General features: G+C 73.4%; 21 protein-coding genes. 9 read left to right on the top strand and 12 right to left on the bottom strand.

All coding sequences use genetic code 11. From position 1 onward, the window contains the following. Positions 1-40 precede the first annotated feature (40 nt). Entirely contained in the window at positions 41-1,072 is a 1,032-nt protein-coding gene (locus AB0C17_RS11935) for a hypothetical protein (protein ID WP_357384849.1), read from the bottom strand. 410 nt (positions 1,073-1,482) lie between these two features. Between AB0C17_RS11935 and AB0C17_RS11930 the strand changes: the two genes are divergently transcribed. Continuing rightward, positions 1,483-2,373, top strand: a complete 891-nt coding sequence (locus AB0C17_RS11930; protein WP_357384847.1) for an SGNH/GDSL hydrolase family protein — start codon at positions 1,483-1,485, stop codon at positions 2,371-2,373. Between the two features lie 57 nt (positions 2,374-2,430). Here the strand turns inward: AB0C17_RS11930 and AB0C17_RS11925 are convergent, their stop codons facing one another. Continuing rightward, positions 2,431-3,678 carry a glycoside hydrolase domain-containing protein gene (locus tag AB0C17_RS11925; protein WP_357384845.1) on the bottom strand — a complete coding sequence of 416 codons (1,248 nt, stop codon included), beginning with the start codon at positions 3,676-3,678 and terminating at the stop codon, positions 2,431-2,433. A gap of 208 nt (positions 3,679-3,886) precedes the next feature. On the opposite strand from AB0C17_RS11925, the gene AB0C17_RS11920 reads away from it, so the two are divergent. Continuing rightward, positions 3,887-4,039 carry a hypothetical protein gene (locus AB0C17_RS11920; protein ID WP_162959110.1) on the top strand — a complete coding sequence of 51 codons (153 nt, stop codon included), beginning with the start codon at positions 3,887-3,889 and terminating at the stop codon, positions 4,037-4,039. After that, positions 4,039-5,004: an N-acetylmuramoyl-L-alanine amidase gene (locus tag AB0C17_RS11915; RefSeq protein ID WP_357384843.1), complete on the top strand. Its 966-nt coding sequence runs from the start codon at positions 4,039-4,041 to the stop codon at positions 5,002-5,004. Before AB0C17_RS11920 ends, AB0C17_RS11915 begins: the two co-directional genes overlap by 1 nt. A 70-nt stretch (positions 5,005-5,074) precedes the next feature. On the opposite strand, the gene AB0C17_RS11910 is transcribed toward AB0C17_RS11915, so the two are convergent. Both AB0C17_RS11910 and AB0C17_RS11905 read right to left on the bottom strand, forming a co-directional pair. Further along, positions 5,075-5,632 (bottom strand): GNAT family N-acetyltransferase, encoded by a 558-nt coding sequence (locus tag AB0C17_RS11910; RefSeq protein WP_357384841.1) that lies wholly within the window; start codon positions 5,630-5,632, stop codon positions 5,075-5,077. Continuing rightward, positions 5,629-7,665 (bottom strand): penicillin acylase family protein, encoded by a 2,037-nt coding sequence (locus AB0C17_RS11905; RefSeq protein WP_357384839.1) that lies wholly within the window; start codon positions 7,663-7,665, stop codon positions 5,629-5,631. Before AB0C17_RS11905 ends, AB0C17_RS11910 begins: the two co-directional genes overlap by 4 nt. 226 nt (positions 7,666-7,891) lie before the next feature. Between AB0C17_RS11905 and AB0C17_RS11900 the strand changes: the two genes are divergently transcribed. The 4 genes from AB0C17_RS11900 to AB0C17_RS11885 are packed head-to-tail and all read left to right on the top strand — an operon-like array spanning position 7,892 to position 13,162. Next, a complete protein-coding gene (locus AB0C17_RS11900) occupies positions 7,892-9,433 on the top strand; it encodes an aspartate aminotransferase family protein (RefSeq protein ID WP_357384837.1) in 1,542 nt (513 codons plus the stop codon). Between the two features lie 23 nt (positions 9,434-9,456). Continuing rightward, the gene (locus AB0C17_RS11895; RefSeq protein WP_357471216.1) at positions 9,457-10,743 is read left to right on the top strand and encodes a lysine N(6)-hydroxylase/L-ornithine N(5)-oxygenase family protein; all 1,287 of its coding nucleotides are present in this window, start codon (positions 9,457-9,459) and stop codon (positions 10,741-10,743) included. Positions 10,744-10,796: 53 nt separating this feature from the next. Next, a complete protein-coding gene (locus AB0C17_RS11890; RefSeq protein ID WP_357384833.1) occupies positions 10,797-11,381 on the top strand; it encodes a GNAT family N-acetyltransferase in 585 nt (194 codons plus the stop codon). Continuing rightward, the gene (locus AB0C17_RS11885; RefSeq protein WP_357384831.1) at positions 11,378-13,162 is read left to right on the top strand and encodes an IucA/IucC family siderophore biosynthesis protein; all 1,785 of its coding nucleotides are present in this window, start codon (positions 11,378-11,380) and stop codon (positions 13,160-13,162) included. Before AB0C17_RS11890 ends, AB0C17_RS11885 begins: the two co-directional genes overlap by 4 nt. Positions 13,163-13,216: 54 nt before the next feature. Here AB0C17_RS11885 and AB0C17_RS11880 read toward each other — a convergent pair whose 3' ends face one another. The 5 genes from AB0C17_RS11880 to AB0C17_RS11860 all read right to left on the bottom strand — a co-directional run bounded on the left by AB0C17_RS11880 (position 13,217) and on the right by AB0C17_RS11860 (position 19,870). Next, positions 13,217-14,119 carry a siderophore-interacting protein gene (locus AB0C17_RS11880; RefSeq protein ID WP_357384829.1) on the bottom strand — a complete coding sequence of 301 codons (903 nt, stop codon included), beginning with the start codon at positions 14,117-14,119 and terminating at the stop codon, positions 13,217-13,219. A 45-nt stretch (positions 14,120-14,164) separates the two neighbouring features. Further along, on the bottom strand, positions 14,165-16,267 hold the full coding sequence (locus AB0C17_RS11875; protein WP_357478515.1) for an iron ABC transporter permease: 2,103 nt from the start codon (positions 16,265-16,267) through the stop codon (positions 14,165-14,167). A gap of 5 nt (positions 16,268-16,272) precedes the next feature. Then, positions 16,273-17,262, bottom strand: a complete 990-nt coding sequence (locus tag AB0C17_RS11870) for an iron-siderophore ABC transporter substrate-binding protein (RefSeq protein WP_357384827.1) — start codon at positions 17,260-17,262, stop codon at positions 16,273-16,275. Positions 17,263-17,289: 27 nt separating this feature from the next. Further along, entirely contained in the window at positions 17,290-18,099 is an 810-nt protein-coding gene (locus AB0C17_RS11865; RefSeq protein WP_357471251.1) for an ABC transporter ATP-binding protein, read from the bottom strand. 157 nt (positions 18,100-18,256) lie between these two features. After that, positions 18,257-19,870 (bottom strand): cellulose-binding domain-containing protein, encoded by a 1,614-nt coding sequence (locus AB0C17_RS11860; protein ID WP_357478269.1) that lies wholly within the window; start codon positions 19,868-19,870, stop codon positions 18,257-18,259. A gap of 343 nt (positions 19,871-20,213) precedes the next feature. On the opposite strand from AB0C17_RS11860, the gene AB0C17_RS11855 reads away from it, so the two are divergent. After that, positions 20,214-21,080 carry a hypothetical protein gene (locus AB0C17_RS11855; RefSeq protein WP_357384823.1) on the top strand — a complete coding sequence of 289 codons (867 nt, stop codon included), beginning with the start codon at positions 20,214-20,216 and terminating at the stop codon, positions 21,078-21,080. A 51-nt stretch (positions 21,081-21,131) separates the two neighbouring features. Here the strand turns inward: AB0C17_RS11855 and AB0C17_RS11850 are convergent, their stop codons facing one another. Further along, entirely contained in the window at positions 21,132-21,602 is a 471-nt protein-coding gene (locus AB0C17_RS11850; protein WP_357384821.1) for a hemerythrin domain-containing protein, read from the bottom strand. A gap of 234 nt (positions 21,603-21,836) precedes the next feature. Between AB0C17_RS11850 and AB0C17_RS11845 the strand changes: the two genes are divergently transcribed. Next, the gene (locus AB0C17_RS11845; protein WP_357384819.1) at positions 21,837-23,000 is read left to right on the top strand and encodes a serine hydrolase domain-containing protein; all 1,164 of its coding nucleotides are present in this window, start codon (positions 21,837-21,839) and stop codon (positions 22,998-23,000) included. Positions 23,001-23,056: 56 nt separating this feature from the next. Here AB0C17_RS11845 and AB0C17_RS11840 read toward each other — a convergent pair whose 3' ends face one another. Beyond that, positions 23,057-23,710: a response regulator transcription factor gene (locus AB0C17_RS11840; RefSeq protein ID WP_357384817.1), complete on the bottom strand. Its 654-nt coding sequence runs from the start codon at positions 23,708-23,710 to the stop codon at positions 23,057-23,059. Next, on the bottom strand, positions 23,698-24,924 hold the full coding sequence (locus AB0C17_RS11835) for a sensor domain-containing protein (RefSeq protein ID WP_357472995.1): 1,227 nt from the start codon (positions 24,922-24,924) through the stop codon (positions 23,698-23,700). Before AB0C17_RS11835 ends, AB0C17_RS11840 begins: the two co-directional genes overlap by 13 nt. Between the last annotated feature and the right edge of the window lie 222 nt (positions 24,925-25,146).

Below are 25,146 nucleotides of genomic sequence, written 5' to 3'. Positions count from 1 at the left end.
CGGGAACTCCCGGCCTGCCGGCTCCACACACCGGCGTCGGTTACCGCAGGAAGCGGTCGAGCGCGGCCTCGATGGTGCCGCTGTCCGGCGACGCGTACGACTTCATCGTCGCCTTGTTGTAGGAGATGAAGCTCGGGCAGCGGGCGGCCGGCGCGGCCACCGTGCCGCCGTCGCCGACCTTCTCACCGGTCTTGGCCGCGTGGAAGGTCAGGGTGTACCGCGAGGAGATGTAGTCGATGGTGACGACCTTCTCCTCGCTGTTCTTGTACTGGCACTTCTTCGGCGTGCCCTCGCTGCCCTCGACCATCTTGAGGCAGCCGATGACGGACACCGTGGCGAAGTCCGCCGACTTGGCGTAGTAGGGCTTGGCCGAGCTGACCGTCTTCTGCGACCAGAAGGACGGCCGGTCCGGGGAGTTGGAGAAGACGTACGCCTTCGAGCCCGCCGGCGCGGTGTACGGCGCGGCGTTGAGGATCGCTCCCCCGTCGCAGACCGCCGACATCTCGCTGGAGTACCGCGCGGTGATCGAGTTGTTGTTGGTGGGGCCGTCCGGCCCGCTCGACTCCGGCCCGCCCGCGCTGGGGGTCGCGGAGGAGCTGCTGTCCGGCCCGGGGGTGGCGCTGCCCGAGGCGGCCGGCTTCGGGTCCTCCTCGTCCTCGTTGAACGCGACGTAGGCGAGGCCACCGCCGCAGCACAGCAGCGTCAGCGTGACCGCGCCGGCCGCGAGGCCGACGATGAGACCCTTGCTCTTGCCGCCGCTCGGGGGCGGGGTGGGCGCGTACGGCTGCCCGGCGTAGCCCGGCTGGCCCGGGTAGGGCGCCGCGGGCTGCGCGCCGTACGGAGCGCCCGACGCCGGCTGCGCGCCGTAGGGGGCACCCGACGCGGGCTGCGCGCCGTACGGGGCACCCGAGGCGGGCTGGGCGCCGTAGGGCGCACCCGAAGCCGGTGGCGAGCCGTAGGGCGCGCCGGAGGCCGGCTGCGCGCCGTACGGGGCGTTCGGGTCGGGCTGGTTGCCCCACGCTCCGGCGTTCGGGTCCGGATAGCCTCCGTAGGGAGGGTGATTGTCACTCATCTGAGGTTCTTCCACCTGTCGTCCGTGGTTCCGGCGATCAACCACTTCGCAGCGTAATGACGCCCGCAAATCCAGGATCGCCGACATTCGATCGGTCCTTCACCAGCCGTGCCGGGGCCGCTCCGGTGCGTGCGGACGCGGATCCGGCGCCGAGCCGCCCACCAGGGGCGACCGGGCCGGGGAGCGTTGCGACGCAACGAAACGAGCGCTCGGCACGCACCCTCTACCCGACGCCGACATCGGCGAAAAGTGTGACGCACGCAACATCACGACGCGGCAACAAGCCCTCGGCCGGGCGGCGGCGGACCACATCCCGGGACAACATTTAGTGAGGCTTGTCTATATTGACGTGCATCACAGGCGCGGACAGAATCCCCAGCACCACCACCAGGACCCTCCGGGAGAGCGCCATGATCCGTCCCCGCCTGCCGCTCCTACGAACCGCCGGCAAGATGACCGCGCTCGCCGCGGCCGTCACCGGCGTGCTGCTCACCGCAGCCGTACCCGCCGTCGCCGCCGCACCCGCCGGGCGCTATGTCGCGCTCGGCGACTCCTACACCTCCGCCCCGCTCGTGCCCACCCAGGTCGACCTGAACTGCCTGCGCTCCAACCGCAACTACCCGTCAGTGGTCGCGGCGTCCGCCGGTTCCTCGTCGTTCGCCGACGTGAGCTGCTCCGGGGCCACCACCGAGGACATCCTGTCCGGCGGCGACGGCGCGCTGGGCATCGCGCTGCCGCCGCAGGTCAACGCCGTCACCTCGAACACCGCGCTGGTGACGGTGCAGATCGGCGGCAACGACATCGGCTTCGCCGGCATCATCGGCGACTGCGCCGAGGCGAGCGTCAGCAGCCCGCTCGGATCGCCCTGCAAGGACCGATTCACCGCGGGCGGCACGGACCAGTTGCGGGCCCGTATCGCCGCCACCGCCCCCAAGGTGACAGCCGTGCTGCGGGCGGTCCGCCAGGCCGCGCCGAACGCGCGCGTGGTGGTGCTCGGCTACCCGGCGATCCTGCCCGACACCGGATACGGCTGCTGGCCCGTGGTGCCGATCGCCTATCAGGACGTGCCGTACCTGCGCGGCGTCCAGAAGGCACTGAACACGATGCTCGCCGACACCGCGGCGGCGGGCGGCGCGAGCTACGCCGACGTCTACACCCCCTCGATCGGCCGCGACGCGTGCAAGAGCAGCGGCACCCGCTGGGTGGAGGGGCTGGTGCCGCAGAACTCCGCCGCGCCGTTCCACCCGAACGCCCGTGGCGAGCAGGGCATGGCCACCGCCCTGCTGGCGCACCTGAGCTGATCCGGACGCCGTGAGCCGGCCCCGCCGAGGCGGGACCGGCTCACGGCCCGGGCGCGCTCAGACCCGGGTGAGGCGTACCGCGTCGGCGACCACGTAGCCGGTGCCGGCGCTCCAGCGGCTCACCCCGACCTTGTCCCCGGTTCCGGCGGCGAGCGTGAACACACCGAGGGACACCCAGCGTCCGCCGCCGGTGCGCTGGTCGACGGCCACCGACCGGTTGCCGGTCGTGGTGGCCACCAGGTACGGGGTGCGGTCGTTGTAACCGGGGTCGGCCGGGTACCAGACCGAGACCTCGTAGGCGCCGGTCGCCGGCAGGGTGGCCCGGAACCAGGCCACGTCGCTGGACGCCACCGGAGCGGCGAAGCGGTAGTCGGCGCCGTAGCGCTGCCCGGAGTACGCGGAGGTGCCCCAGGCCGCGCCCGCGGTGAACCCGCCCGCCGTGGTGTTGTCGACTGTGACGCTCCAGGAGGCGGGCGGCGTGCCGGCCCGTACGTCCAGGTAGTTGCGGTCGATCTTCATGGTCACGCCGCCCCACGTCTCGGTGACGTCACCGGCGTACTGGTGCAGGCGCTGCTGGTCGGCGTAGCGGTCGTCGGCGCAGTACGTGCCCCCGTCGGTGTCCGCGACGCCGTTCCACCAGGCGATCCAGATCTGGTCCAGACGCAGGTACCGGGTGTCGTGGTAGGCGTCGCAGACGTCCCTGATGCCAGACGAGCCGCTTGAGTACATGCCGGCGAGGTAGCCGCGCGTGTGCAGGCGCTCGACCCAGCCGGAGAGGAAGGAGAGCACCGCGGCCCGGCAGGCGGCGGTCGTCGGGTACTGCTCGATGTCGTTGTAGAGCGTGCTGCCGGCGCCGATGCCGAGCGCCTGTGCCGCCCCGGCCGCGCTGTCCGCCGCGGTCCTGCCCTGCGCGCGGGCGGTCGCCGGGTCGGCGGACATCTTCGGCGTACGGGTGCCGCAGGGCGCCTGGTAGCCCAGCTCGATGGGGATGAGCCGCCAGCCCTTGCGGGTCTGCTCGGCGACCCAGGTGGCGGTGAGGTTGGGCTGGGCGCACGTCCGGCTGCCGCCGCTGATGTAGACGCCGACAGCGCGGTACGGCGACGCGGCCAGCCAGGCGTCCATCGCGGCCTGCGACGGCGCGGTGCAGGTGTCGAAGCCCCTGCCGGTGAAGGTGCCGGGCTGCGGGCCGACCGCTGCGACGGCGGGCGACGGCTCGGCGGCGGCCGGGGCGGCCGAGGCCGTCGCCGGCACGGTCGCGGCCGTGACCACTGCGAGAAGCGTCAGGGCCGTGGCGATCGCTCTCATCGGCGTCCTCCTGGGAAGGAATCCTCGCCCGGCGGCGAGATCTGGGCAGGATTTCTACCACGCATCGACGGATGACGACAGATGGTCTGGCGAAAGTTTTCACCGCAGAAACGATCATTGAAGGGTATCGACAGAGAGCCCGGCGGCGGTATAGCGTGCCCGCACTCACATCCGTCGATCAGTGCAGCGCCGTCACCCGAGGAGCGCCATGCCCACGTCACGATCCCCCCGTCTGCGGCGCCGAGGTCTGCTCGGCGTACCCGCCCTGGTGGCCGCCGCCCTCGCCGTGGCCGTCCGTCCCGGCACGGCGCTCGCGGCGCCGAAGGCCGAGTGCCTCGCCGACCTGCTCGGGGAGCAGTGATGGCGACCATTCCCTGGCTGGTGGACGTGCTGCGGGCGGCCGGCGTACAGGTCGTGGTCGAGGGCGACTGGCTCAACCGGATGCGCCCCGGCTCGTTCGACCCGATCGGCGTGCTCTGGCACCACACCGCCGCCACGTCCAGCGCCACCAACCCGCACCCGGCGCTGAACATCTGCATCAACGGCCGCTCCGACCTGGCCGGTCCGCTGTGCCAGGCGCTCGTGGACTACCACGGCGTGTTCCACGTGATCTCCGCCGGCCGGTGCAACCACGCCGGCACCAGCGGCGGCAGCGGCCCGATCCCGGCCGGGGACGGGAACACCCTGATGATCGGGTGGGAGATCGACTACAACGGCGTCGACCAGCGGATGACCACCGCCCAGTACAACGCCAGCATCGCGGCCACCGCCGCCGTGCTCAAGCGGCTCGGCCGGGACTCCAGCTACGCCCGGGGCCACCGGGAGACCAGCACCACCGGCAAGATCGATCCGTCCTTCATCGACCTGAACACGATGCGCGCCGACGTGGCCGCCAAGATGGCCGGCGGCGGCACCGGGTGGACGTCGACGGTGGACAACGCGACGGCGGGCCGGTTCACCGCGAGCGCCAGCTGGGGCACCTCGACGTACTCCGGGCAGCGCTACGGCGCCGACTACCGCTACGCGGACCCGGTCGCCGCGAGCGACGCGGCCTGGTACAAGTTCAACGTCCCGCGCACCGGCAACTACCGGGTCGAGGCGTGGTGGCCGGCGAACGCGGGCTACAACGCGGCCACGCCGTACATCGTCGCCACCACCACCGGCAACCGGACTGTCGTCGTCGACCAGCGGGCGACCGGCGGGCAGTGGCGCACGCTGGGCACGTTCACGCTGCCCGCCGGGGACGCCAACCGGGTCGCGGTCAGCCGGTGGAGTTCCGCGGCCGGCCTGGTCATCGCCGACGCCGTCCGGCTGACCGAGGTCTGACCCCGCGCGCGTGTGCGGCCGGGCGGGCATCCCCGCCCGGCCGCACACGGCCCTCTGCCGGGCCGACCGGTCAGGCCGCCGGGTGGTCCGTCTCGAACCGCTCCCGGGTCAGGAACGCCAGCCGCGCCCGCTTGTCCGGCATGTCGATCTCGTCGCCGAACGTGAATCCCTCGATCCGCAGCCGGCGCAGCATCGCGTCGTTGCGCACGTCCGGCTCGACCACGACGCGGCACGCGGCCGGGTCGCGCAGCAGGAACCGGACCAGGGCCGGGAAGACCGCGCCGGTCAGCGAACCCGGATACCGCCGGGGCGCGTCGAGCAGCAGGTGCGTCCCCACGTCGCCGGGCCGCACCGGGTAACGCTCGCCGACCGGGTCCGCCTCGGGCCGGTAGGTCTGGAACAGCCCGATCGGCTCGCCGTCGAGCCGGATCAGGTACGCGTGGTGGGTGTCCAGCCCGTCGACGAACGCGTAGATCTCGCGTACCTCGTCGACCGTGTGCGAGCCCATGCCCCAGAACCGGTTGCGGGGCCGGATGACCCAGCCGTGCAGCAGTTCGGCGTCCCGGTCGGGGCGTACCGGATCCAGCGCCAGCTCGCCGAGGCCGGGGATGCGCTCCAGGTGGATCACGTCGTCTCGTCTCCCGTCAGGGGGCCGGCGGGCACCGGGATCAGCGTCCCGGTCGCCCAGTGGGTCAGTTGGTCGGCGAAGTGCGCGTCGCCGGGGCGCCCGGAGGCACCGAAGGTGACGATCCAGCGGCTGGCCGCCCGGTCGGTCAGATCCCACACGTAGCGGGCCACCGGGCCGCGCCAGCAGGCGTCGGAGACGCCCGGCACGCTGGACGTCGCGAGCACGCAGTCGGTGTCACCGGCCAGCGCCACCTCCCGCCGCATCGCGGCGACCGCGTCGGTGACGGCCGGGGCGACGCCCAGGTGCACCGGGTGCAACAGGTGCCGGCTGCCCCACTCACCGGAAGCAGGGCCGGCGGCCACCTCGGCCAGCGCCTCGGCGGCCGGTTCCGCGAGGTCGAACTCGGCGGCCAGGTGGTCCAGCGCCAGGCCGATCCGGGCGGCCGGGTCGGTCCAGGGGGCGAACAGCTCGTCGAACCCGCACGGCTCGCCGAGGGCACGCAGCCTCGGGTGTACGCGCAACCGCCGGGCCAGCGCCGCCCGCCAGGCCGCGTACGCGCCGGCCTCGACCGAGCCGGATGCCATCGCCCGGTCCCATCCGCGCAGCCGCAGCAGCAGCGCGCGGGCGGGTTCGTCGAGCCCGTCCGGGTCGAGCCGGTCGAGCAGCCGGGACAGCGGGCCGGCCGGGAGCCGGTCGTCGGTGTGCACTGTGGAAGGCTCGGTGCCCTCGGCGAGCAGCGCCCGGATCCGGCGGGCCCGGTGCGGCGGGGCGAAGTCGGCGCCGTGCGCGGCCACGTCGTCGCGCCGGTCGTTGGCGCACACCGCCACGCCGTCGACCCGCTCGTCGACCAGCGGCAGGTAGTCGCCCCGCCACCGGTAGGCCGGTTCCCAGGCCGGCACGGGTTCCCGGCGGCACCGCTCGTCGCGTACCGGGACCAGGCCGGCGACCAGGCGGCGGACGCTCCCCTCGGTGTCGGCGGCGAGCACGCTGTTGACCGGCTCGACCCAGTCGCGCAGCGCGTCTGCGACGTCGCCGGCACGCCGGGCGCGCAGCAGCGGCAGCAGCGCCTCGAAGCCGAGGCGGGCCTCGACCCGGCTCGGCGTGCGCAGCACGATCGCCTCGCCGGTGACCCGGTCGTGGTCGATCACCGGGCCGCGCGGCGTCTCGATCACCTCGACCGTCTCCGGGGCGCCGCCGCGCACCTCGATCTCCTCGACGTGGCGCGCGACCGGCGTCCAGCCGGCGGCGTCGCGCACCAGGACCCGGCCACCGTCGCGGCGCAGCCGTTCGCGGTAGAGGTCCTGGTAGTCGGCCATCGCGTTGGTGACGGCCCAGGCCACGTGGCCGGTGTGGCCGAAGTGCGGCACGCCGGGCACGCCGGGAAAGGCGAGCCCGACCACGTCGAACTCCGGGCAGGCCAGCCGGACCTGCTGGTAGACGCCGGGGAGTTCGAGCAGCCGGTGCGGGTCACCGGCGATCACCGGGCCGCGTCCGCCGGCCGGGTCGGCGGGCAGCGCCCAGGCGTTGCTGCCCGCCGACGCCGGTCCCTCGACCGCGAACAGCCCGGCCGCGTCGGGGCCTAGTGTCCGGGCCACGTGCGCGTGCCACAGCTTGTTCGGGAACGTGGAGAACAGCACGTGCTGGACGAGGAAGACGCCGAGCGGCGACCAGGGGTGCCAGGGCTCGGGCGCGGCGCCGGTGGCGGCGAACTCCGGCGCGCCCGCGGCGCCCTCGGCGAGTCCGGCGTTGACCCCGTCGACGTACGCCCCGACCCAGCGCCGGGTGTCCGGGTCCAGCCGCTCGTAGCAGCGCCGGGCGGTGTCGTCCAGCCGTACGCGGCGGGCGAACCGGTCCCACGCCAGCTCGGCCGGGCCGACGTGGGCGGCGAGGCGCCCCTCGGCGCGCCATCGTTCGACGCTGATCTGCCAGGCCCGGTCCGTCGCGGCGACACGCCCCTGAAGCCGCGCGAGCGCGTCGGCGTCGGCGGCCCACATCTGCGGCACGCCCCACCGATCGCGATCGACGCGCGTCATGGCGCCGGCCTTGTCCGGCGCGCCGGGCGGTGATTCCGTCTGATGGTCAACTTAGGATACCCTCCCCTAACCGACGGCGACCTTACCGCGACGCGGTTGTGGCGCCAACCGGCGGCACATCCGGGACAAAGCATCCCGAGTCGCGCTTGATAGTTAGGCGAGCCTAACCTAACCTGATCGCCGCGGCTCGCGCCGCGTCCTGTCCGTACGACCGCTGGGATGTCGCATGAGTTCGATCGGGAGCCCGACCGACGCCGGGCGCGCCGCCGACACGGCACGCGCTCACCTGTTCAACGCCGGCTCGCTCGGGCGGTACCGGGACGTGCTGGCGCGCGGCGTCGACCGGGTCGCCCGCCGGGTGGGGGAGGCGGACCGGCCGTTCACCGGCGTCACACCCGACGAGCTGGCGCCGCTCATCGGCGGCATCGACCTGGACCGGCCGCTCGCCGACACCGACGCCGCCCTGGACGAGCTGCACGACGTGTGGCTGCGCGACGCCGTGTGGTTCCACCACCCGCGCTACCTGGCGCACCTGAACTGCCCGGTGGTCATCCCGGCGCTGCTCGGCGAGGCGGTGCTCAGCGCCGTCAACTCCTCGCTGGACACCTGGGACCAGAGCGCGGGCGCGACGCTGATGGAGCGGCGGCTCATCGACTGGACGGCCGGGCGCATCGGGCTCGGCCCCGGCGCCGACGGGGTCTTCACCAGCGGCGGCACCCAGTCGAACCTCCAGGCGATGCTGCTGGCGCGCGAGGAGGCGTACCGACGGGTGGTGGGCGGGGCCGCCGGCCGGCCGGACCGCCCTCAGGTGCTGTCCCGGCTGCGCGTCATCACCTCGGCGGCCGGTCACTTCAGTGTGCAGAAGGCCGCCAAGCTGCTCGGCCTGGCCGCCGACGCGGTGCTCACAGTGCCCACCGACGACAACCGGCGGATGCGCACCGACGAGCTGAACCGCGCGATCGACAGCTGCCACCGCGACGGCCAGGTGGTGATGGCCGTCGTCGCCACCGCCGGCACCACCGACTTCGGCAGCATCGACCCGCTGCCGGAGATCGCCGACATCTGCGCCGCCGCCGGGATCTGGCTGCACGTCGACGCCGCGTACGGCTGCGGGCTGCTCGTCTCCCCCACCCGCCGGCACCTGCTCGACGGCATCGAACGGGCCACCTCGGTGACTGTCGACTACCACAAGTCGTTCTTCCAGCCGGTCAGCTCCAGCGCGCTGCTGGTCCGCGACGCGCGGGTGCTGCGCCACGCCACCTGGCACGCCGACTACCTCAACCCGGTACGCGCGGTCGAGCAGGGCGTACCGAACCAGGTCGACAAGAGCATCCAGACCACCCGCCGGTTCGACGCGTGCAAGCTCTGGCTGACCCTGCGGATCATGGGCCCGGACGCGATCGGCGCGCTGTTCGACCAGGTCGTCGACCTCGCGGCGCAGGCGTGGCGGCGGCTCGACGACGACCCGCGCTTCGAGGTGGCCGCGCCGTCGCGGCTGAGCACTGTGGTGTTCCGTTACCGGCCGCCCGGCCTCGCCCCCGACCTGGTCGACGAGGTCAACCTGCACGCCCGCGACGCGCTCGCCGCCTCCGGGGCCGCCCTGGTCGCCGGCACCCGGGTCGACGGCGCGCACCACCTGAAGCTCACCCTGCTCAACCCGGAGACCACTGTCGACGACGTCGTCCACGTGCTGGACCTGATCGCCGGCCACGCCGCCTGGTACGCCCGGACCGCCACCGCCGCCGAGCTGTCCTGCCCGGTCGGCTGACCCCCGTCGAGGAGAACGAGACCATGTCTACCCACGACTTCATCGCCGTCGGGCTGGGCCCGTACAACCTCGGTCTGGCCTGCCTCACCGCGCCGGTCGACGACCTCGACGGGCTGTTCCTGGAGGCCCGGGACAGCTTCGACTGGCATCCCGGCATGCTGCTCGAATCCACCCGGCTCCAGACGCCGTTCATCGCCGACCTGGTGACGCTCGCGGACCCCACCTCGCCGTTCTCGTTCCTGTGCTACCTGAAGGACACCGGCCGGCTCTACCCGTTCTACATCCGGGAGAGCTTCTTCCCGCTGCGCGCCGAATACAACGACTACTGCCGCTGGGCCGCCGCCAAGCTGCCGAACGTGCGGTTCCGGCACACGGTCACCGCCGTCGAGTACGACGAGGCCGGCGACCGGTACGTGGTGCACGCCGACACGCCGGACGGGCCGGTCACGCACCGGGCCCGGCACCTCGTGCTCGGCACCGGCACGCCGCCGTACCTGCCGCCGTCCTGCGCCGGGCTGGGCGGCGACCTGATCCACAATTCGCGCTACCTGGAGCACCGGGAGGCGCTGCGGGCCAAGGACAGCATCACGATCGTCGGCAGCGGCCAGAGCGCCGCCGAGATCTACCACGACCTGCTCGGCGACATCGACACGTACGGCTACCAGCTCACCTGGGTGACCCGCTCGCCCCGGTTCTTCCCGCTGGAGTACACCAAGCTGACGCTGGAGATGACCTCGCCGGACTACGTGGACTACTTCCACGCGTTGCCCGAGCCGACCCGCTACGCGCTGGAGGCCGCGCAGAAGCCGCTGTTCAAGGGCATCAACGCCGACCTGATCAACGACATCTACGACCTGCTGTACGCCAAGAGCCTGCACACACCGGCGCCGACCCGCCTGCTGACGAACACCGAACTGGTCGAGGCGGCGTACGCCGACGGCCGCTACCGGCTCGGGTTCCGTCACACCGAGCAGGACCGCGCGTTCACGCTGGACACGGAAGGGCTGGTGCTGGCCACCGGCTACCACTACCGGGTGCCGGAGTTCCTCGCGCCGGTACGCGACCGGCTGCGCTTCGACGCGCACGGCCGCTTCGACGTGGCCCGCAACTACAGCGTCGACCACACCGGCCGTGGCGTGTTCCTGCAGAACGGCGGCACCCACACGCACAGCATCACCTCACCCGACCTGGGCATGGGCCCGTACCGCAACTCGTGGCTGATCCGCGAGATGACCGGCCGGGAGCACTACCCGGTGGAGAAGACAATCGCGTTCCAGGAGTTCGGCGCGCCCGCCGGAGCGCCCGCATGAGCGAGCGCACCGAGCGAAGCGAGGGCCGCGAGCGCATGCCCAGACGGCCCCGCATGACCAGCTTCACCCGCGTCGACGACGCGCTGGGCGAGTTCACCCTGCGACCGCTGGACCCGGAGGCCGACGCCGCGCTGCTGCACCGCTGGGTCACCCATCCCAAGTCCGCGTTCTGGCTGATGCGGGACGCCGACGTGCCGGCCGTCGCCGCCGAGTACCGGCGCATCGCCGACCATCCGCACCACGACGCGTACCTGGGATCGTGGCGCGGCGCCCCGGCGTTCCTGGCCGAGCGGTACGACCCGGCCCGGGTCGAACTGGTCGGCCTGTACGAGCCGGCGCCCGGCGACGTGGGCATGCACTTCCTCTGCGCACCCGCCGACACGCCTGTGCACGGCTTCACCCGGGCCGTCATCACCACGGTGATGGCGTGGCTGTTCGCCGACCCGGCGACCCGCCGGGTGGTGGTGGAGCCGGACGTGCGCAACACCGCCGTGCACGCGCTGAACGCGGCCGTCGGCTTCACAGTCGTCGGGCCGATCCGCAAGCCCGAGAAGGAGGCGCTGCTGAGCGTCTGCACGCGGGACCAGTTCCGGGCCGCCACCGGCGCGCCCACAGGCGAGAAAGGGGCACCGGCGTGAACGCCAGCGCATCAGTGGACCACCTGACCCCCGAGGCGTGGGCGACGGCCAACCGGCTGCTGGTGCGCAAGGCGCTGGCCGAGTTCGCCCACGAGCGCCTGATCACGCCCGAGCCCGCCGGCCCGGGCCGGTGGCTGGTACGCGGCGACGACGGCGCCGTGGAGTACCGGTTCACCGCGCAGCTGCTGGCGCTCGACCACTGGGAGGTCGACGCGGACAGCATCGTGCGCCGCCGCGACGGCGCGGAACTGCCGCCCGACGCCGTCGACCTCTGCGTGGAGCTGCGCGGCGCGCTCGGCCTCACCGACGCGATCCTGCCGGTCTACCTGGAGGAGATCACGTCCACGCTGGCCGGGACCGCGTACAAGCTCGCCAAGCCCGCGCTGAGCGCCGCCGAGCTGGCCGCCGCCGGTTTCCAGGCGATCGAGACCGGCATGACCGAGGGGCATCCCTGCTTCGTGGCGAACAACGGCCGCATCGGCTTCGGCGTGCACGAGTACCACGCGTACGCCCCGGAGGCCGCCGCGCCGGTACGGCTGCTCTGGCTCGCCGCGCACCGCGACCACACCACGTTCACCTGCGCCGACGACCTGGACTACGACACGCTGGTCCGGGCCGAGCTGGGCGAGCGGACGCTGGCCGGGTTCACCGCCACGCTCACCGGGCTGGGCCTGGACCCGGCCGACTACCTGCTCGTCCCGGTGCACCCGTGGCAGTGGTGGAACAAGCTCGCCGTGACGTTCGCCGGTGAGGTGGCCGCGCGCCGGCTGGTCTGCCTCGGCGAAGGGCCTGACGAATATCTCGCGCAGCAGTCCATCCGTACCTTCTTCAACGTCACCGACCCGGCCAAGCACTACGTGAAGACCGCGCTGTCGGTGCTGAACATGGGCTTCATGCGCGGGCTGTCCGCCGCGTACATGGAGGCGACGCCGGCCATCAACGACTGGCTGGCCGGGCTGATCGAGGGCGACCCGGTGCTCAAGCGCACCGGCCTGTCGATCATCCGGGAGCGGGCCGCGATCGGCTACCGGCACCGGCAGTACGAGGCGGCCACCGATCGCTACTCGCCGTACCGGAAGATGCTGGCGGCGCTGTGGCGGGAGAGCCCGGTCCCCGGGCTGGAACCCGGGCGGCGGCTGGCCACCATGGCGTCGCTGCTGCACCTGGACCGGGACGGCCGCTCGCTCGCCGCGGCGCTGATCGACGAGTCGGGGCTGGCGCCGGCCGACTGGCTGCGCCGCTACCTGGACGCCTACCTGGTGCCGCTGCTGCACAGCCTGTACGCCCACGACCTGGCGTTCATGCCGCACGGCGAGAACGTCATCCTGGTGCTGCACGACAGCGTGGTCGAACGGGTCGTCTTCAAGGACATCGCCGAGGAGATCGTGGTGATGGACCCGGACGCGGACCTGCCCGAGCGGGTCCGGCGGATCCGGGCCGCCATCGGAGAGGACGAGAAGATCCTGTCCATCTTCACCGACGTGTTCGACTGCTTCCTGCGGCACCTGAGCGCCACCCTGCACACCCGGGGCGTGCTCGACCAGGACGAGTTCTGGCGCACCGTCGCCGAGTGCGCCGCCGGCTACGCCGCCACCGTGCCGCACCTGACCGACCGGATGCGCCGGCACGACCTGTTCGCGCCGGAGTTCACGCTGTCCTGCCTCAACCGGCTTCAGCTGCGCAACAACCAGCAGATGGTGGACCTGTCCGACCCGTCGGCCGCGTTGCAGTTCGCCGGCACCCTGGTCAACCCGCTCGCCCCGTACGCGCCGCGCGGATGACGAAAGCGGGCCGGCGCGTCATGCGCCGGCCCGCTTCGACGGCGGTGGGGACGATCAGTTCTCCGCGCGACCGGCCCGCCAGTAACCCATGAACGCCACCGCGCGCCGGTCCATGCCGCGCTCGGTGACCAGGTGCCGGCGCAGGCCGCGGATCACCGCCGCCTCCCCGGCCAGCCAGGCGTAGAGCGCCGCGCCGTCGGGCCGCTCCGGCACCTCCCAGAGGATGTCCCGGTCCACGTCCACCTCGGCCAGCGGCGCGGCGACCGGAGCGGCCGGTACCGGCACCAGCCGGCCGGCCAGGCTCGTCACGGCCGGGGTGAGCCGGCTGCCGTGCGGGGCGCCGTCGCGGGGCAGCCAGGTCACGGTGACGCCGGCCGGGGCCCGGCACGACAGCTCGTCGCCGGTCTCCGGCACCTCCACCAGCGCGTGCCCGCGCGCCTGCGCGGGCAGCCGTTCCAGGATCGCGCAGATGGCCGGCGCGGCGGTCTCGTCGCCTGCGAGCAGCAGCGTCGCCCCGGCCGGCGGCTGAAACTCGACCCCGCCGTGCGGGCCGTCCCACCCGGCGTCGGGGCCGACGAGCGCGATCCGGTCACCGAGGCGGGCGCGCCGCGCCCACCGGGTGGCCGGGCCGCCGTCGCCGTGCAGCGCCATGTCCACGTCCACCTCGTACGCCTCCGGCCGGACCGCCCGGACCGTGTAGGTGCGGATCGGGCTGCGCAGCCCGTCCGGCAGCGCACGCCACCGCGCGAACCAGTCCGGCCCTTCGGGCAGCTCCCCCGCCACGCCGTCGGCAGCCGGCAGGGCCAGCTTGATCCGCTGGTCGTACCCGTTGTCGGCGAACCGGTCCAGGTCCGGGCCGGTGAGCGTCACCCGCAGGAACGACGGGCCGAGCCGCCGTAGCGCGCGGACCTCGACGGTGAAGACTCGCCAGGGCGCGACGGCCAGGGTGCTGGTCATGCGTCATTCCTCTCACGGCCGGTGGGTGGTGCGTGGGTGAACGGGTCAACGGGCGGCTGCGGCGGCGCGGGAACGCCACAGCAGCCAGACGAAGTACGGGGTGCCGATCATGGCGGTGACCAGACCGGCGGGGACCTGGGCCGGTGCGATGACGCTGCGGCCGAGTGTGTCGGCGAGGCTGACCAGGGCGGCGCCGAGCAGCACCGCGACCGGCAGCACGCGGGTGTGCCGCCCGCCGACGAGCGCGCGGGCGGCGTGCGGCGCGACCAGGCCGACGAAGCCGATCACGCCGACCGCCGACACGGCGGTGGCGGTGAGCAGCGCCGCCAGGCCGAGCGCGACCAGGCGGGCGCGTTCCAGCCGGACGCCGAGCACCCGGGGCGTGTCGTCGTCGAGCGCGAGCAGATCCAGCTCGCGGCGTACGGCGGCGACCACCGGCAGGGCGACCAGCAGCGCGATCGCCACCGGCAGCACCTGCGGGGCGGTACGCCCGTAGGTGGAGCCGGACAGCCAGGTCAGGGCCTTGCCGGTGTTCCACGGGTCGGACGAGACCACGATGAACGTGATGATCGCCGTACCGCCCTGCCAGACCGCGAACCCGATCAGCACCAGCCGGTCGGAGTTGAGCCCTCGCCGCCGGGCCAGGCCGTAGACCAGCGCGAATGCGACGACCGCGCCGAGGCCGGCGGCGCCGGACAGGGCGAGCACGCCGGCCATCGGCGCGAACGTCAGCAGCGACACGGCGCCGATGCCGGCGCCGCCGGTGATGCCGAGGATGCCCGGTTCGGCGAGCGGGTTGCGGCAGACGGCCTGCACAGTGGTGCCGGCCAGGGCCAGCGCCGCGCCGGCCAGCAGCGCCGCGGCGACGCGCGGCCAGCGGGCGTCCAGCACGAAGGTGTACGCCGGTCCGGTGCGGCCCTGCACCCAGTTGACGATGTCGCCGAGCAGCACCCAGGTGTCCCCGGCGAGCATGCCGAGCAGCAGCGCGGCGGTGACGACGACCGCGCAGACCGCGATCACGGAGGCGACGAAGCCGCGGGAGCGGACGGCGGCGTGGCCGCCCGGCGCCTGCCGGGTCGGCCCGGCGTCGCGGTGGCGGCGGGCCAGCCAGACCAGCAGCACCGCGCCGAAGAGCGTGGTCACCACGCCGGTCGGCACGTCGACCCCGGCCTGCCCGCCGAGCACGGCGCGCAGCAGCACGTCGGAGCCGAGCACGATGACGACGCCGACGATGCCGGACAGCGGCATCAGGATGCGGTGCCGGTGCACCTCGGGCACCCAGCGGCCGAGCAGCCGGACGATCACCGGGGCGCCGAGGCCGACGAAGCCGATCGGCCCGGCCAGGGTGACCGCAGCGGCGGAGAGCAGCACGGCGAGCAGCACGACTGTCAGCCGGGTACGGCGCACGTTGAGCCCGAGCACGGTGGCGGTGTCGTCGCCGAGGGCGAGCAGGTCCAGCCGGTGCCCGAGGGCCACCAGCACCAGCGCGGCGACCCCGATCACGGGGGCGAGCTGGGTGAACGCGACCAGGTCGCCCTGCACGAGCGAGCCGTTGCCCCACGCGAACAGGCCGATGGTGGCCTGCTCGAAGAGCAGCATGAGCAGCATGGTCAGCGAGGAGAGCGCCATCGCGGTGGCCGAACCGGCGAGGATGAGCCGGGTGGTGGCCGCCTGGCCGCCGGCCGAGAGCAGCATGACCAGGGAGGCTGCGGCGAGGCCGCCGCAGAACGCCAGCCCGCCAGCGGGCAGCGCGGGCAGCGCGATGCCGAACGCGGCGGTGGCGACGATCGCCAGGTGCGCGCCCGCGTTGACGGCGAGCGTGTCCGGTGAGGCGAGCGGGTTGCGGGTGGTCGACTGCAACGCCGCGCCGGCGAAACCGAGGGCGATGCCGACGGCGAGGCCGGTGAGCAGCCGGGGCAGGCGGGAGGCGACGAGCACCCGGGCGGTCTCGTCGTCGCCGCCGGTGAGCAGCCGGAGCAGGTCCAGCGCGCCGACGGACGACGTGCCCTGGGTGAGGTGCACCGCGGTGATCGCGACGAGCAGCCCGGCGGCGAGGGCGAACGCGCCGGCCACCCGGCTGCGCCGGGCGGGCGGCGGCCCGACCGGGGCCGGCCGGGTGGCCGGCCCCGGCGGGGCGGGGGCGGTCATCGCGCTCAAGCCGTGTAGACCTTGACGAGCTCGTCGATGTACTGCTTGGCGGAAAGCGTGCCGCCGAACGTCCAGATGCCGTTGGGCATCTTGTGCAGCTTGTTCTGCTGGACGAACGGCAGGGCGCGCCAGATCGCGTTGCCGGCGAGGCCGTCGGCGAACACGTCGGTGCCGTCCGAGGCGTTGTAGAAGAAGTGCAGGTCCTGACCCTTGAGGACGTTCATGCCCTCGACGTCGGTCTGGCCCAGGCCCCACATCTCGTCGGTCTTGCCGGTCCAGGCGTTCTTGAGGCCGAGCTGGATGCCGAGCTGGGAGACGAGCGCGCCCTGGCCGAACATCCGGATCGAGACGGTGCTGCCCTCCTTCCAGCCGTCGGCGAAGGCGAACTGCTTGCCGGCCGCACCGGCGTCGGCGATCTTCTTCTTGCCGTCGGCGATCGCGGCGTCGAAGTCGGCGAGCAGCTTGTCCGCCTGGGCGGTACGGCCGGTCGCGGTGGCGATCATCTTCAGGTCCGAGCGCATCCGGCCGATGTTGTCGGAGGCGTCGCTGCCCTTGGTGACCAGCACCGGGACGTACTTCTCCAGCTGGGTGACGACGGCGGAGCCGCGCTCGGCCTCCATCACCACGAGGTCCGGCTGGAGGGCGACGATGGAGTCGACGCTCGGCTCACCACGGGTGCCGACGTCCTTGACGCCCGGGTCGAGCGGGGCGGCGGTCACCCAGGTGGCGTACCCCTTCGGGTCGGCCACACCGACCGGCATGACGCCGAGGCCGACGAGCATCTCCACCTCGCCCCACTCCAGGCCGACGACCTTGGTGGCGGGGCTCTTGAGGGTGATGGTCTTGCCCCGGCTGTCGGTGACGGTGACCGGGCCGGTGGACGCGGCGTCGGAGGGGGACGGTGCGGCGGCGGGCTCCTCGGTGGTGCCGCAGCCGGCGATCAGCAGCGCGCTCGCCGCGGCGGCGGCGAGCAGGGTCAGACGGGTACGCAACATCGTTTCTCTTCTGTGGGCAGGGATCGGTCAGGCGCAGACGCGGGTCGTGTGCCGGCCGACGGGGCGGGTGGAGAGCAGGTTGGTGACCGGGTCAACGGTCACCTCGACGCGGATGCCGTACGCCTCGGTGAGCGCCGCCTCGGTGAACACCTCGTGCGGCGTGCCGGCACCGCGTACCCGGCCTTCGTGCAGGAGCACGACGTGGTCGGCGACGGCGGCCGCCTGGTTGAGGTCGTGCAGCACCACACCGACGGCGACGCCGGCGGTGTCGGCGAGGTCGCGCATCAGGTCGAGGATCTCCACCTGGTAGCGCAGGTCCAGGAACGTGGTCGGCTCGTCCAGCAGCAGGATCGCGGTGTCCTGGGCCAGGCAGGTGGCCAGCCACACCCGTTGCAGCTCGCCGCCGGACAGTTCGTCGACCGGCCGGCCGGCCATGCCGTCGACACCTGTGACGGTCATGGCCCGCTCGATCGCGGCCGGGCCGTCGGGGTCGCCGGCGCGCCACCGCTGCCGGTACGGGTGCCGGCCGTAGCCGACCACGTCCCGCACCGTCACCCCGCTGGGGGTGGGGCGGCTCTGCGCCAGCAGCGTCACCCGGCGGGCGAAGTCCCGGGCGGACAGCGCCCGCGCCGGGGTGCCGTCGGCGAGCACGATCTCGCCGTGCTCCAGCGGGTGCAGGCGGGCCAGCCCGCGCAGCAGCGTCGACTTGCCGCTGCCGTTCGGGCCGACCAGCGCGGTCACGGCCGCGGGCCGCAGCGTGATGGCGGCGTCGTGCACCACCGTCTTGCCGTGGTAACCCAACCGCAGCTCACTGCCCCGCAGGCCGTCGGCCCGCACCGTTCCGCTCGTCACGCAGGTTAGGCTAACCTAATCCACGATCACCCTGTCAAGCCGCTCCCCGGCCAAACCTCCACCCGGTCGATCATGAGGTTGGCGGCGTTGTCGATCTTCGATCCGGCCGCCAACCTCATGATCGACTCAGGTGGGTGGGCCGTCAGAGGGAGACGGCGCGGCCGCCCAGGGTCACCGTGAGGCGGCCGTCGGCGGCGAAGGACCAGGCCAGAGCCCCGGAGTACGTGGCGCAGCGGGAGCCGTTGGAGCCGGACCAGAACTGGTTCGAGCCGTCCACGTTTCCGACCGTCTTGTCATTGGAGCCGCTGCCGGCGAAGCGGCAGGACGTGTTGCTCCGGAAGACCGAGGTGCCGGCGTCGAACGAGAAGTTGCGCTCGGCGTTGTCGATGCTCAGGTTGTTCGAGATCGTCATGGTGCCCGGGTTGCGGTTGTACGTGAACCCGTGCTTGCCGTTTCGGTACGCGATGGTGCGCCGGACGGTGTGGTTCACCGCGATGTCCTCGCCGCCGAGCTTGAAGGCGTTGCGGTCACCGTTGCCGTTCTGCGTGCCGTTGCTCAGTGTGCCGTTGCTGTACGCGAGGGAGTCCTCGATGGTCACCGGGCCGATCGCGCCGGTGTCGGACTTGGTGTAGAGGTCCCAGCCGTCGTCGATGTTGTGGTGCGACACCGCGTACCGGAAGACGTTTCCACTGCCGACTGTGAGCTTGGCCGCGAACCCGTCGGCGTCCTCGCCGTCAGAGTCGGCGTTGTCGTGCGACTCCACGCTGACCATGAGGTTGTTCGCGGGCCACTGGTCGCGCGGCGTGCTGGAGGCGATGCGGGACAGTTGCAGCCCGGTGTCGCGGTTGAAGCGGGTCACCGTCCGCTCGATGATGTTGTTGCTGCCGCCGACGAAGATGCCGTTGTCACCGGCCCGCTCCACCACGAGCCCGCGCACGTGCCAGTACGAGGCGTTGAGCGCCAGTCCCCGGTTGGCCGGGTCCTCGCTCATCGCCGAGAAGTTCAGGATCGGCGTCTCGCCCGGGTAGGCGTACAGGTTCTTACGGGCGCTCGACGTGCCGTTGTTGCCGGCGGCGACGGTGACCGTCTGGGACAGGTTGTACGTGCCGCCGCGCAGATAGATCGTGCCGCCCGCCCCGACGCGGGTGATCGCCGTGGCGATCGTGGTGGGGCTGGCCTGGGTGCCGGCCGCCCCGGCGGTGCCGTTCGGCGCGGCGTAGATCGCCCCACCGGCCGGCGGCGTGCTCGGCGGCGGCGTGCTCGGGGGCGGGCTGCTCGGCGGCGGCGTGCTGGGCGGCGGAGCACTGGTCGGCGTGCCGGTGGTCGGGGTGACCCCGCCGGTGCAGGTGACGCCGTTGACCGCGAAGGTGGACGGCACCGGGTTGCTGCTGTTGTTCCAGGTGCCGTTGAAGCCGAACGACGTGCTCGCGTTGGTGCCCAGGCTGCCGTTGTAGCTGACGTTGACGGCGCGCACCGACGCGCCGCTCGCGGTGATGTCGGCGCCCCAGGACTGGGCGACGGTCTGCCCGGCGCCGAAGGTCCAGGTGACGGCCCAGCCGTTGAGCGGGTCGCCGAGGTTCGTCAGGTTGACGTTCGCGGTGAAGCCGCCGCCCCACTGCGCGGTGACGGCGTAGTCGACGCGGCAGCCGGCGGCCGCCTGCGCGGCGGTCGCGCCGACGGCCAGTCCGGACGCGGCGAGCGCGGCGGTCGCCGCGGCGGACGTCCACAACACCGTACGGCGGTGTCGGTTGTTCATGGTGGTCTCCTGCGGGTGGTGGTGCCGTGCCCCCGCCGGCACCGATGCCCGGTCGGTGTCGGGGACGGGCCTTGATACCCGGACGTCAGTGCCACGAACGCTCACGCCTCCCGCGCAGTAAGCGCTTTCAGCGCAGCCTAACGACGGACGTCGATACGGTCAAACCTTCGCGCGCACTGAACGATCGCGCCGCGCCGTCCGTATCCACTGCCGACCGGAACATCGGCCGGAACCGCGATGCCGGAGCGGGCACGAGCACGATTCCTCCAGTCGTCACTTCGCACCGTGGAGACGGGGCGGCAGCCGCCGCGCCGGGCCTCCCGGTCAACCAGAGGAGAGGTGCATGGCCAGGGGTACGCGCAAGACCGCGGTCCTGAAGCTCGGCGGGGTGGGCGCCCTCGCGGCGCTGTTGTTCGCCGGTGGGCTGCAACTGGCGTCGGCGGGCGAGAACAACCGCCCGGCCGCCACCGCCGCAGCGCAGACCGTGAACTGCCCGACCGTACGCGACAAGCTGCCCGCCGTCCCGGCGGCGGCATCGGCCCAGGTGGAACGGGAACTGGCCAACCTGGACCAGGAGATCGCCCGGCAGAACGAGCGGCTGGCCCGGCAGGCGGTACGCCCCGAGGGCGGCCCGGCGTTCATCGACAACGCCATCCTCGGGCCGCTGCGCAGCAAGCGCGTCGCCGTGCTCGACCGCATCGAGATCGCGTTCAACCGGATCGGCGCGCAGCGGCCGAACCTGGACGCGCTGGCGGCCTGCACCCTCAACGCCCCGGGCGTGCCGAGCGCCGTCAACGGCGGCGCCGCACAGGGCGGCGGCGGCCAGAACGCGGGCGGTCAGAACGGCAACGGTCAGAACGGCAACGCCGGCGGGCAGAACGGCAACGCGGGCGGCCAGAACGGTAATGCCGGAGGCGCGGCGCGGACCGTGAACTGCCCCCGGGTCGCGCTGCCCGCCGTTCCGGCGGCGGCCGCCGGTCAGGTACAGGCCGAGCTGGCCACGCTGGACAAGCAGATCGCCGAGGCGAACGCCCGCCTCGCCCAGCTCGCGGTACGCCCCGAGGGCGGGCCGGCCTTCATCGACAACGCGATCCTCGGGCCGCTGCGCAGCAAGCGTGTCGCGGCGCTCGACCGCATCGAGATCGCGTTCAACCGGGTCGGCGCGCAGCGCCCGAACCTGGACGCGCTGGCCACCTGCGGCCTGAACTGAGCGCCCGGCCGCGGCCCGGCGGTGCGCATCCCGCCGGGCCGCGCCCCGGGGTCACAGCGGTCCGAAGACGTCGGCCGGGTCGGCGTCAAGTGCCAGCGTCTCCAGCACGGTGAGCAGCTGCCGTTCCTCGTACCGGAAGTGCGACTCCATGATCGCCGCCACGCCCTCCAAGTGCCGGGCCAGTTCCCCCGGCGGGGCGTCGCGGGCCACCGCCGCGCTCAGCCCGGCCAGCAGGTACCCGATCATCGAGTGGTCCTGCCGCAGCCGGTCCAGCGTGCCGCGCAGCTCCGGATGCCGCGCCGCGATCGCCGGGAAGAGACTGCGGTCCTCGCCCTCGTGGTGCGCGGTCAGCGCCGCGCAGAACCCGTGACAGAACAACAGCAGGTCACGCGCCGCCGGGCGGGCCGGCTCACCGTCGGCGAGCGCCCGCCGGGTCACCTCCAGCGCCTCGCGCAGCCGCCCGTGGACGGCGCGCATCTCCCGGCTCCAGGCCACCAGCCTGGCCTGTTCGCCCTCAGCCACGAGGCGAGGGCGAAGGGACGACGAGTGTCATCGTCGTGCTCCCTTCGGTCCGGCGCCTCCATGCCTGACACGGTCTGCCACCGGCACGCGACGCTGCGCGGAGCCTAACCGGCGGCACCGGTGCCATCAAGTGGTGCCAGCGCTACCCCGGCTCGGCAGCTGGCGGTATGGAGCGAGGGCCCGGTTCTGGCGAGGCTTGAGGACGTACCCGTTCATCTCCGTCGAGGAGTTCCCATGACCCGCCGTACCTTCCCGCTGGCCGTCGGCGCCACGGCCCTGCTGACCGTCACCGCGCTCGGTGTGCCCGCCGCGTCCGCCGCGACCACCGACACCCGGCGTCCCGCCGCCGACGCCGTCCAGACGCGACTGGACGGCCTGGTCGCCGAGCACGGCTTCCCCGGGGCGCTGGCCTCCGTCCGCCGCGAGGGCCGGGTGCGCGACTACACCGCCGGGGTCGGGGACCTGCGCACCGGCGCCGGGATCCCCCGTGACGCCCGGGTGCGCGTCGGCAGCAACACCAAGACGTTCACCGCAGTGGTCGTCCTCCAGCTCGTCGGCGAGGGCAAGATCGACCTGGATGCCACCGTCGAGCGCTACCTACCCGGCATGGTGCGCGCCAACGGCAACGACGGGCGGCGGATCACCGTACGCCAGTTGTTGCAGCAGACCAGCGGCCTGCCCGACTACGACGACGTGGTCTTCACCGAGGAGCAGGATCTGATCGACAGGCGCAGCGAGTACTTCGACCCGCGCCGGCTCGTGGACGAGGCGCTCACCCAGTCCCGCCGCTTCCCGCCGGGGACGAAGTGGGAGTACAGCAACACCAACTACGTCCTGGCCGGACTGATCGTCGAGCGGGTCACCAAGCGCCCGGTCGGTGAGGAGATCACCCGGCGGATCATCGAGCCGCTGCGGCTGCGCGACACGTACTGGCCGCAGACCGGCGAGCAGGACCTGCCCGGCCGGCTGCCGCGCGGATACGTGGCGGTGGGGCCCGGCGCGCCGTGGGTCGACGTGACCCGGATGGACCCGTCGCTGGGCTGGGCCGCCGGCCAGCTCGTCTCGACGCCGTCGGATCTGCGCGCGTTCTTCGAGGCGCTGCTGGCGGGCAAGCTGCTCAAGCCGGCCCAGCAGGCGGCCCTGACGCGTACCGTGCCGGCGGCCGACTTCGAGCCCAGCGGCGAATGGGCGTACGGCCTGGGCATCGCCCGGCACGAGCTGCCCTGCGGCGGCCACGCCTGGGGGCACGGCGGCGACATCCAGGGCTTCGAGACGCGCAACCTGTCCACCACGGACGGGCGCAGCGCGGTGGTCGCGGTGACCGCGCTGCCGACCGGCCTGGAGATGCTGGAGGCGGTCACCAGCACCGTCGACGCGGCCCTGTGCGGCACCGACTGATCCAGGTCACACCGCACGCGCGCCGTCTCTCCGCGAGGCGGCGCGCGTGCGTACGCCTATCGCCGGCCGTCGAGATAGCGCAGCACGGCGGTGACCCGGCGGTCCGCGCGGTCGTCCGGCGGCAGGCTGAGCTTCGCGAAGATGTTGCGGATGTGCTTGTGCACCGCGCCGTCGGTGACGAACAGCCGTTCCGCGATCGCGCCGTTGCCCAGCCCCTCGGCCATCAGCGCCAGCACCTCGTGCTCCCGCGGCGACAGCTCGGCCAGCGCGGTGTCCGGCCGCCGGTTGCGGGCGAGCAGCTGCCCGACCACCTCGGGGTCGATCACGCTGCCGCCGCTCGCGACGCGGTGCAGCGCGGCGAGGAACTCCTCGACCCGGCCCACCCGCTCCTTGAGCAGGTAGCCGAGCCCGGAGGCGCCGACCGAGAACAGCTCGGTGGCGAAGGCCTGCTCGACGTACGCGGACAGGACCAGCACCGCGAGGCCCGGCAGGCGGCGGCGGGCCTCGACCGCGGCGACGATCCCCTCGTCGGTGTGGGTGGGCGGCATCCGCACGTCGACGATCGCCACGTCCGGGCGGTGCTCGTCCACGGCGGTCAGGAACTCCTCCGGTGTGCCGGCGGTGGCGACCACGTCCAGGTCCTCGGCGCGCAGCAGCAGCGCCAGCCCCTCGCGCAGCAGCGCGTCGTCCTCGGCGATCACGATCCGCATGGCAGCTCCACGTGCATCCTCGTCGGTCCTCCCGCAGGACTCGTCAGCGTCATCCGCCCGTCGTACGCCTCGACCCGGCGGCGGATGCCGGTCAGCCCGGAGCCGCGCGCCTCGTCGGCGTCGCCGCGCCCGTCGTCGGTGACCGTCACGAGCAGCCGGTCCCCCTCCCGGCGCACGGCGACCTCCACGGCGCCCGCGCCACTGTGCCGGACCACGTTCGTCAGCGCCTCGGCCACCACGAAGTACGCGGTGGCCTCGACCGACGCCGCGCAGCGCGCGTCGACGTCCACCGACAGGCGGCACGGCACCGCGCACTCCGCGGCGAGCCCGGCGAGCGCCCCGGCCAGCCCCCGGTCGCCGAGCACCGGCGGCAGGATGCCCCGCACCACCGTACGCAGCTCGCCGAGCGCCTGCTCGGCCGCGTTCTGCGCGCGTTCCAGGATCTCGTCGGCGCGGTCCGGGTCACGGCGTACCGCCCGCCGGGCGGCGCCGAGCAGCACGTTCACCGCGACGAGCCGGTTCTGGGTGCCGTCGTGCAGCGAGCGTTCGATCCGCCGCAGCTCCACCGCGTGGGCGTCGAGCGCGGCGGCCCGGGTGGCGGTGAGCTCGGCGACCCGCAGCGACAGGTCGAACCCGGGCGGCGGGGGCAGCAGCCGGCGGCCCGGCCGGGCCTGGATCCGGGCCAGCGCCGGCCCGGTCGCGACCGCGAGCACCAGCCAGCCGATGCCGAGCACGCCGACCACCAGCGCGTCGCCGAGCCCGTCGACGCGCCACCAGCCGATCCCGGGCGCGCCGGCCTCCGGCGGCACCAGCCGGTACCACAGCGGGAAGGTCATGTCCTGCACGGCGTAGATCGGCAGCGCGAGCGCGATCAGCCCGGCGACGAAGCCGAGCGTGGCGTGGGCGCCGACCCAGCGCAGCTCCCGCCGGACGACCGGGTCGCGCAGCGCCGGCCGCAGCCCGTCCGGCACCGGGCCGGGCGCCGGGATCGGCGACCCCCACCGGGACAGCCGGGCGCGCTCCCGGTCGGCCACCGACCGCACCGCCCGCAGCATCCCGGGTACGAGCAGCAGCCCGACCCCGCCGGCGCAGGCGGCCGCCACGACGATCACCCCGAACAGCGCGCCCAGTGCCAGCACGGCCGTGCCCAGCCCGCCGACCAGGTGTTCCAGCGCGTCCACCGAGGCGCGGAACCGCCCGCGCACGTATTCCATCCCGGCCCACCCCCGGCCGACACGATAGGTCACCGCGGTCCCCGCGCGGCAGGGCCGGGCACGGAAAGTACAGCCTGCTGTACCTCGGTCGTCGTGCTGGCGGGATCGTTCCGGGCGGGCCGCGCGCCTAAGGCGTGTTTCGTAAGTCGGGCTGGCAGCGTCGAGGTCACGGTGTGGCGGTGATCGACAACTGAAGAGGTCTCCGGTATCTGGTTCTGCGAC

This window comes from Micromonospora sp. NPDC048887 (assembly GCF_040649715.1).
Taxonomy (GTDB): Bacteria; Actinomycetota; Actinomycetes; order Mycobacteriales; family Micromonosporaceae; genus Micromonospora.
This window is presented reverse-complemented; position numbering and strand designations above follow the sequence as displayed.

What these genes read in the sequence shown, in the direction of transcription:
- AB0C17_RS11930 (WP_357384847.1), top strand. Translation starts at nt 1,483, where the DNA reads ATGATCCGTCCCCGCCTGCCGCTCCTACGAACCGCCGGCAAGATGACC.
- AB0C17_RS11860 (WP_357478269.1), bottom strand. Translation starts at nt 19,870, where the DNA reads ATGAACAACCGACACCGCCGTACGGTGTTGTGGACGTCCGCCGCGGCG.
- AB0C17_RS11925 (WP_357384845.1), bottom strand. Translation starts at nt 3,678, where the DNA reads ATGAGAGCGATCGCCACGGCCCTGACGCTTCTCGCAGTGGTCACGGCC.
- AB0C17_RS11905 (WP_357384839.1), bottom strand. Translation starts at nt 7,665, where the DNA reads ATGACGCGCGTCGATCGCGATCGGTGGGGCGTGCCGCAGATGTGGGCC.
- AB0C17_RS11895 (WP_357471216.1), top strand. Translation starts at nt 9,457, where the DNA reads ATGTCTACCCACGACTTCATCGCCGTCGGGCTGGGCCCGTACAACCTC.
- AB0C17_RS11880 (WP_357384829.1), bottom strand. Translation starts at nt 14,119, where the DNA reads ATGACCAGCACCCTGGCCGTCGCGCCCTGGCGAGTCTTCACCGTCGAG.
- AB0C17_RS11890 (WP_357384833.1), top strand. Translation starts at nt 10,797, where the DNA reads ATGACCAGCTTCACCCGCGTCGACGACGCGCTGGGCGAGTTCACCCTG.
- AB0C17_RS11915 (WP_357384843.1), top strand. Translation starts at nt 4,039, where the DNA reads ATGGCGACCATTCCCTGGCTGGTGGACGTGCTGCGGGCGGCCGGCGTA.
- AB0C17_RS11875 (WP_357478515.1), bottom strand. Translation starts at nt 16,267, where the DNA reads ATGACCGCCCCCGCCCCGCCGGGGCCGGCCACCCGGCCGGCCCCGGTC.
- AB0C17_RS11920 (WP_162959110.1), top strand. Translation starts at nt 3,887, where the DNA reads ATGCCCACGTCACGATCCCCCCGTCTGCGGCGCCGAGGTCTGCTCGGC.
- AB0C17_RS11935 (WP_357384849.1), bottom strand. Translation starts at nt 1,072, where the DNA reads ATGAGTGACAATCACCCTCCCTACGGAGGCTATCCGGACCCGAACGCC.
- AB0C17_RS11845 (WP_357384819.1), top strand. Translation starts at nt 21,837, where the DNA reads ATGACCCGCCGTACCTTCCCGCTGGCCGTCGGCGCCACGGCCCTGCTG.
- AB0C17_RS11855 (WP_357384823.1), top strand. Translation starts at nt 20,214, where the DNA reads ATGGCCAGGGGTACGCGCAAGACCGCGGTCCTGAAGCTCGGCGGGGTG.
- AB0C17_RS11835 (WP_357472995.1), bottom strand. Translation starts at nt 24,924, where the DNA reads ATGGAATACGTGCGCGGGCGGTTCCGCGCCTCGGTGGACGCGCTGGAA.
- AB0C17_RS11840 (WP_357384817.1), bottom strand. Translation starts at nt 23,710, where the DNA reads ATGCGGATCGTGATCGCCGAGGACGACGCGCTGCTGCGCGAGGGGCTG.
- AB0C17_RS11900 (WP_357384837.1), top strand. Translation starts at nt 7,892, where the DNA reads ATGAGTTCGATCGGGAGCCCGACCGACGCCGGGCGCGCCGCCGACACG.
- AB0C17_RS11870 (WP_357384827.1), bottom strand. Translation starts at nt 17,262, where the DNA reads ATGTTGCGTACCCGTCTGACCCTGCTCGCCGCCGCCGCGGCGAGCGCG.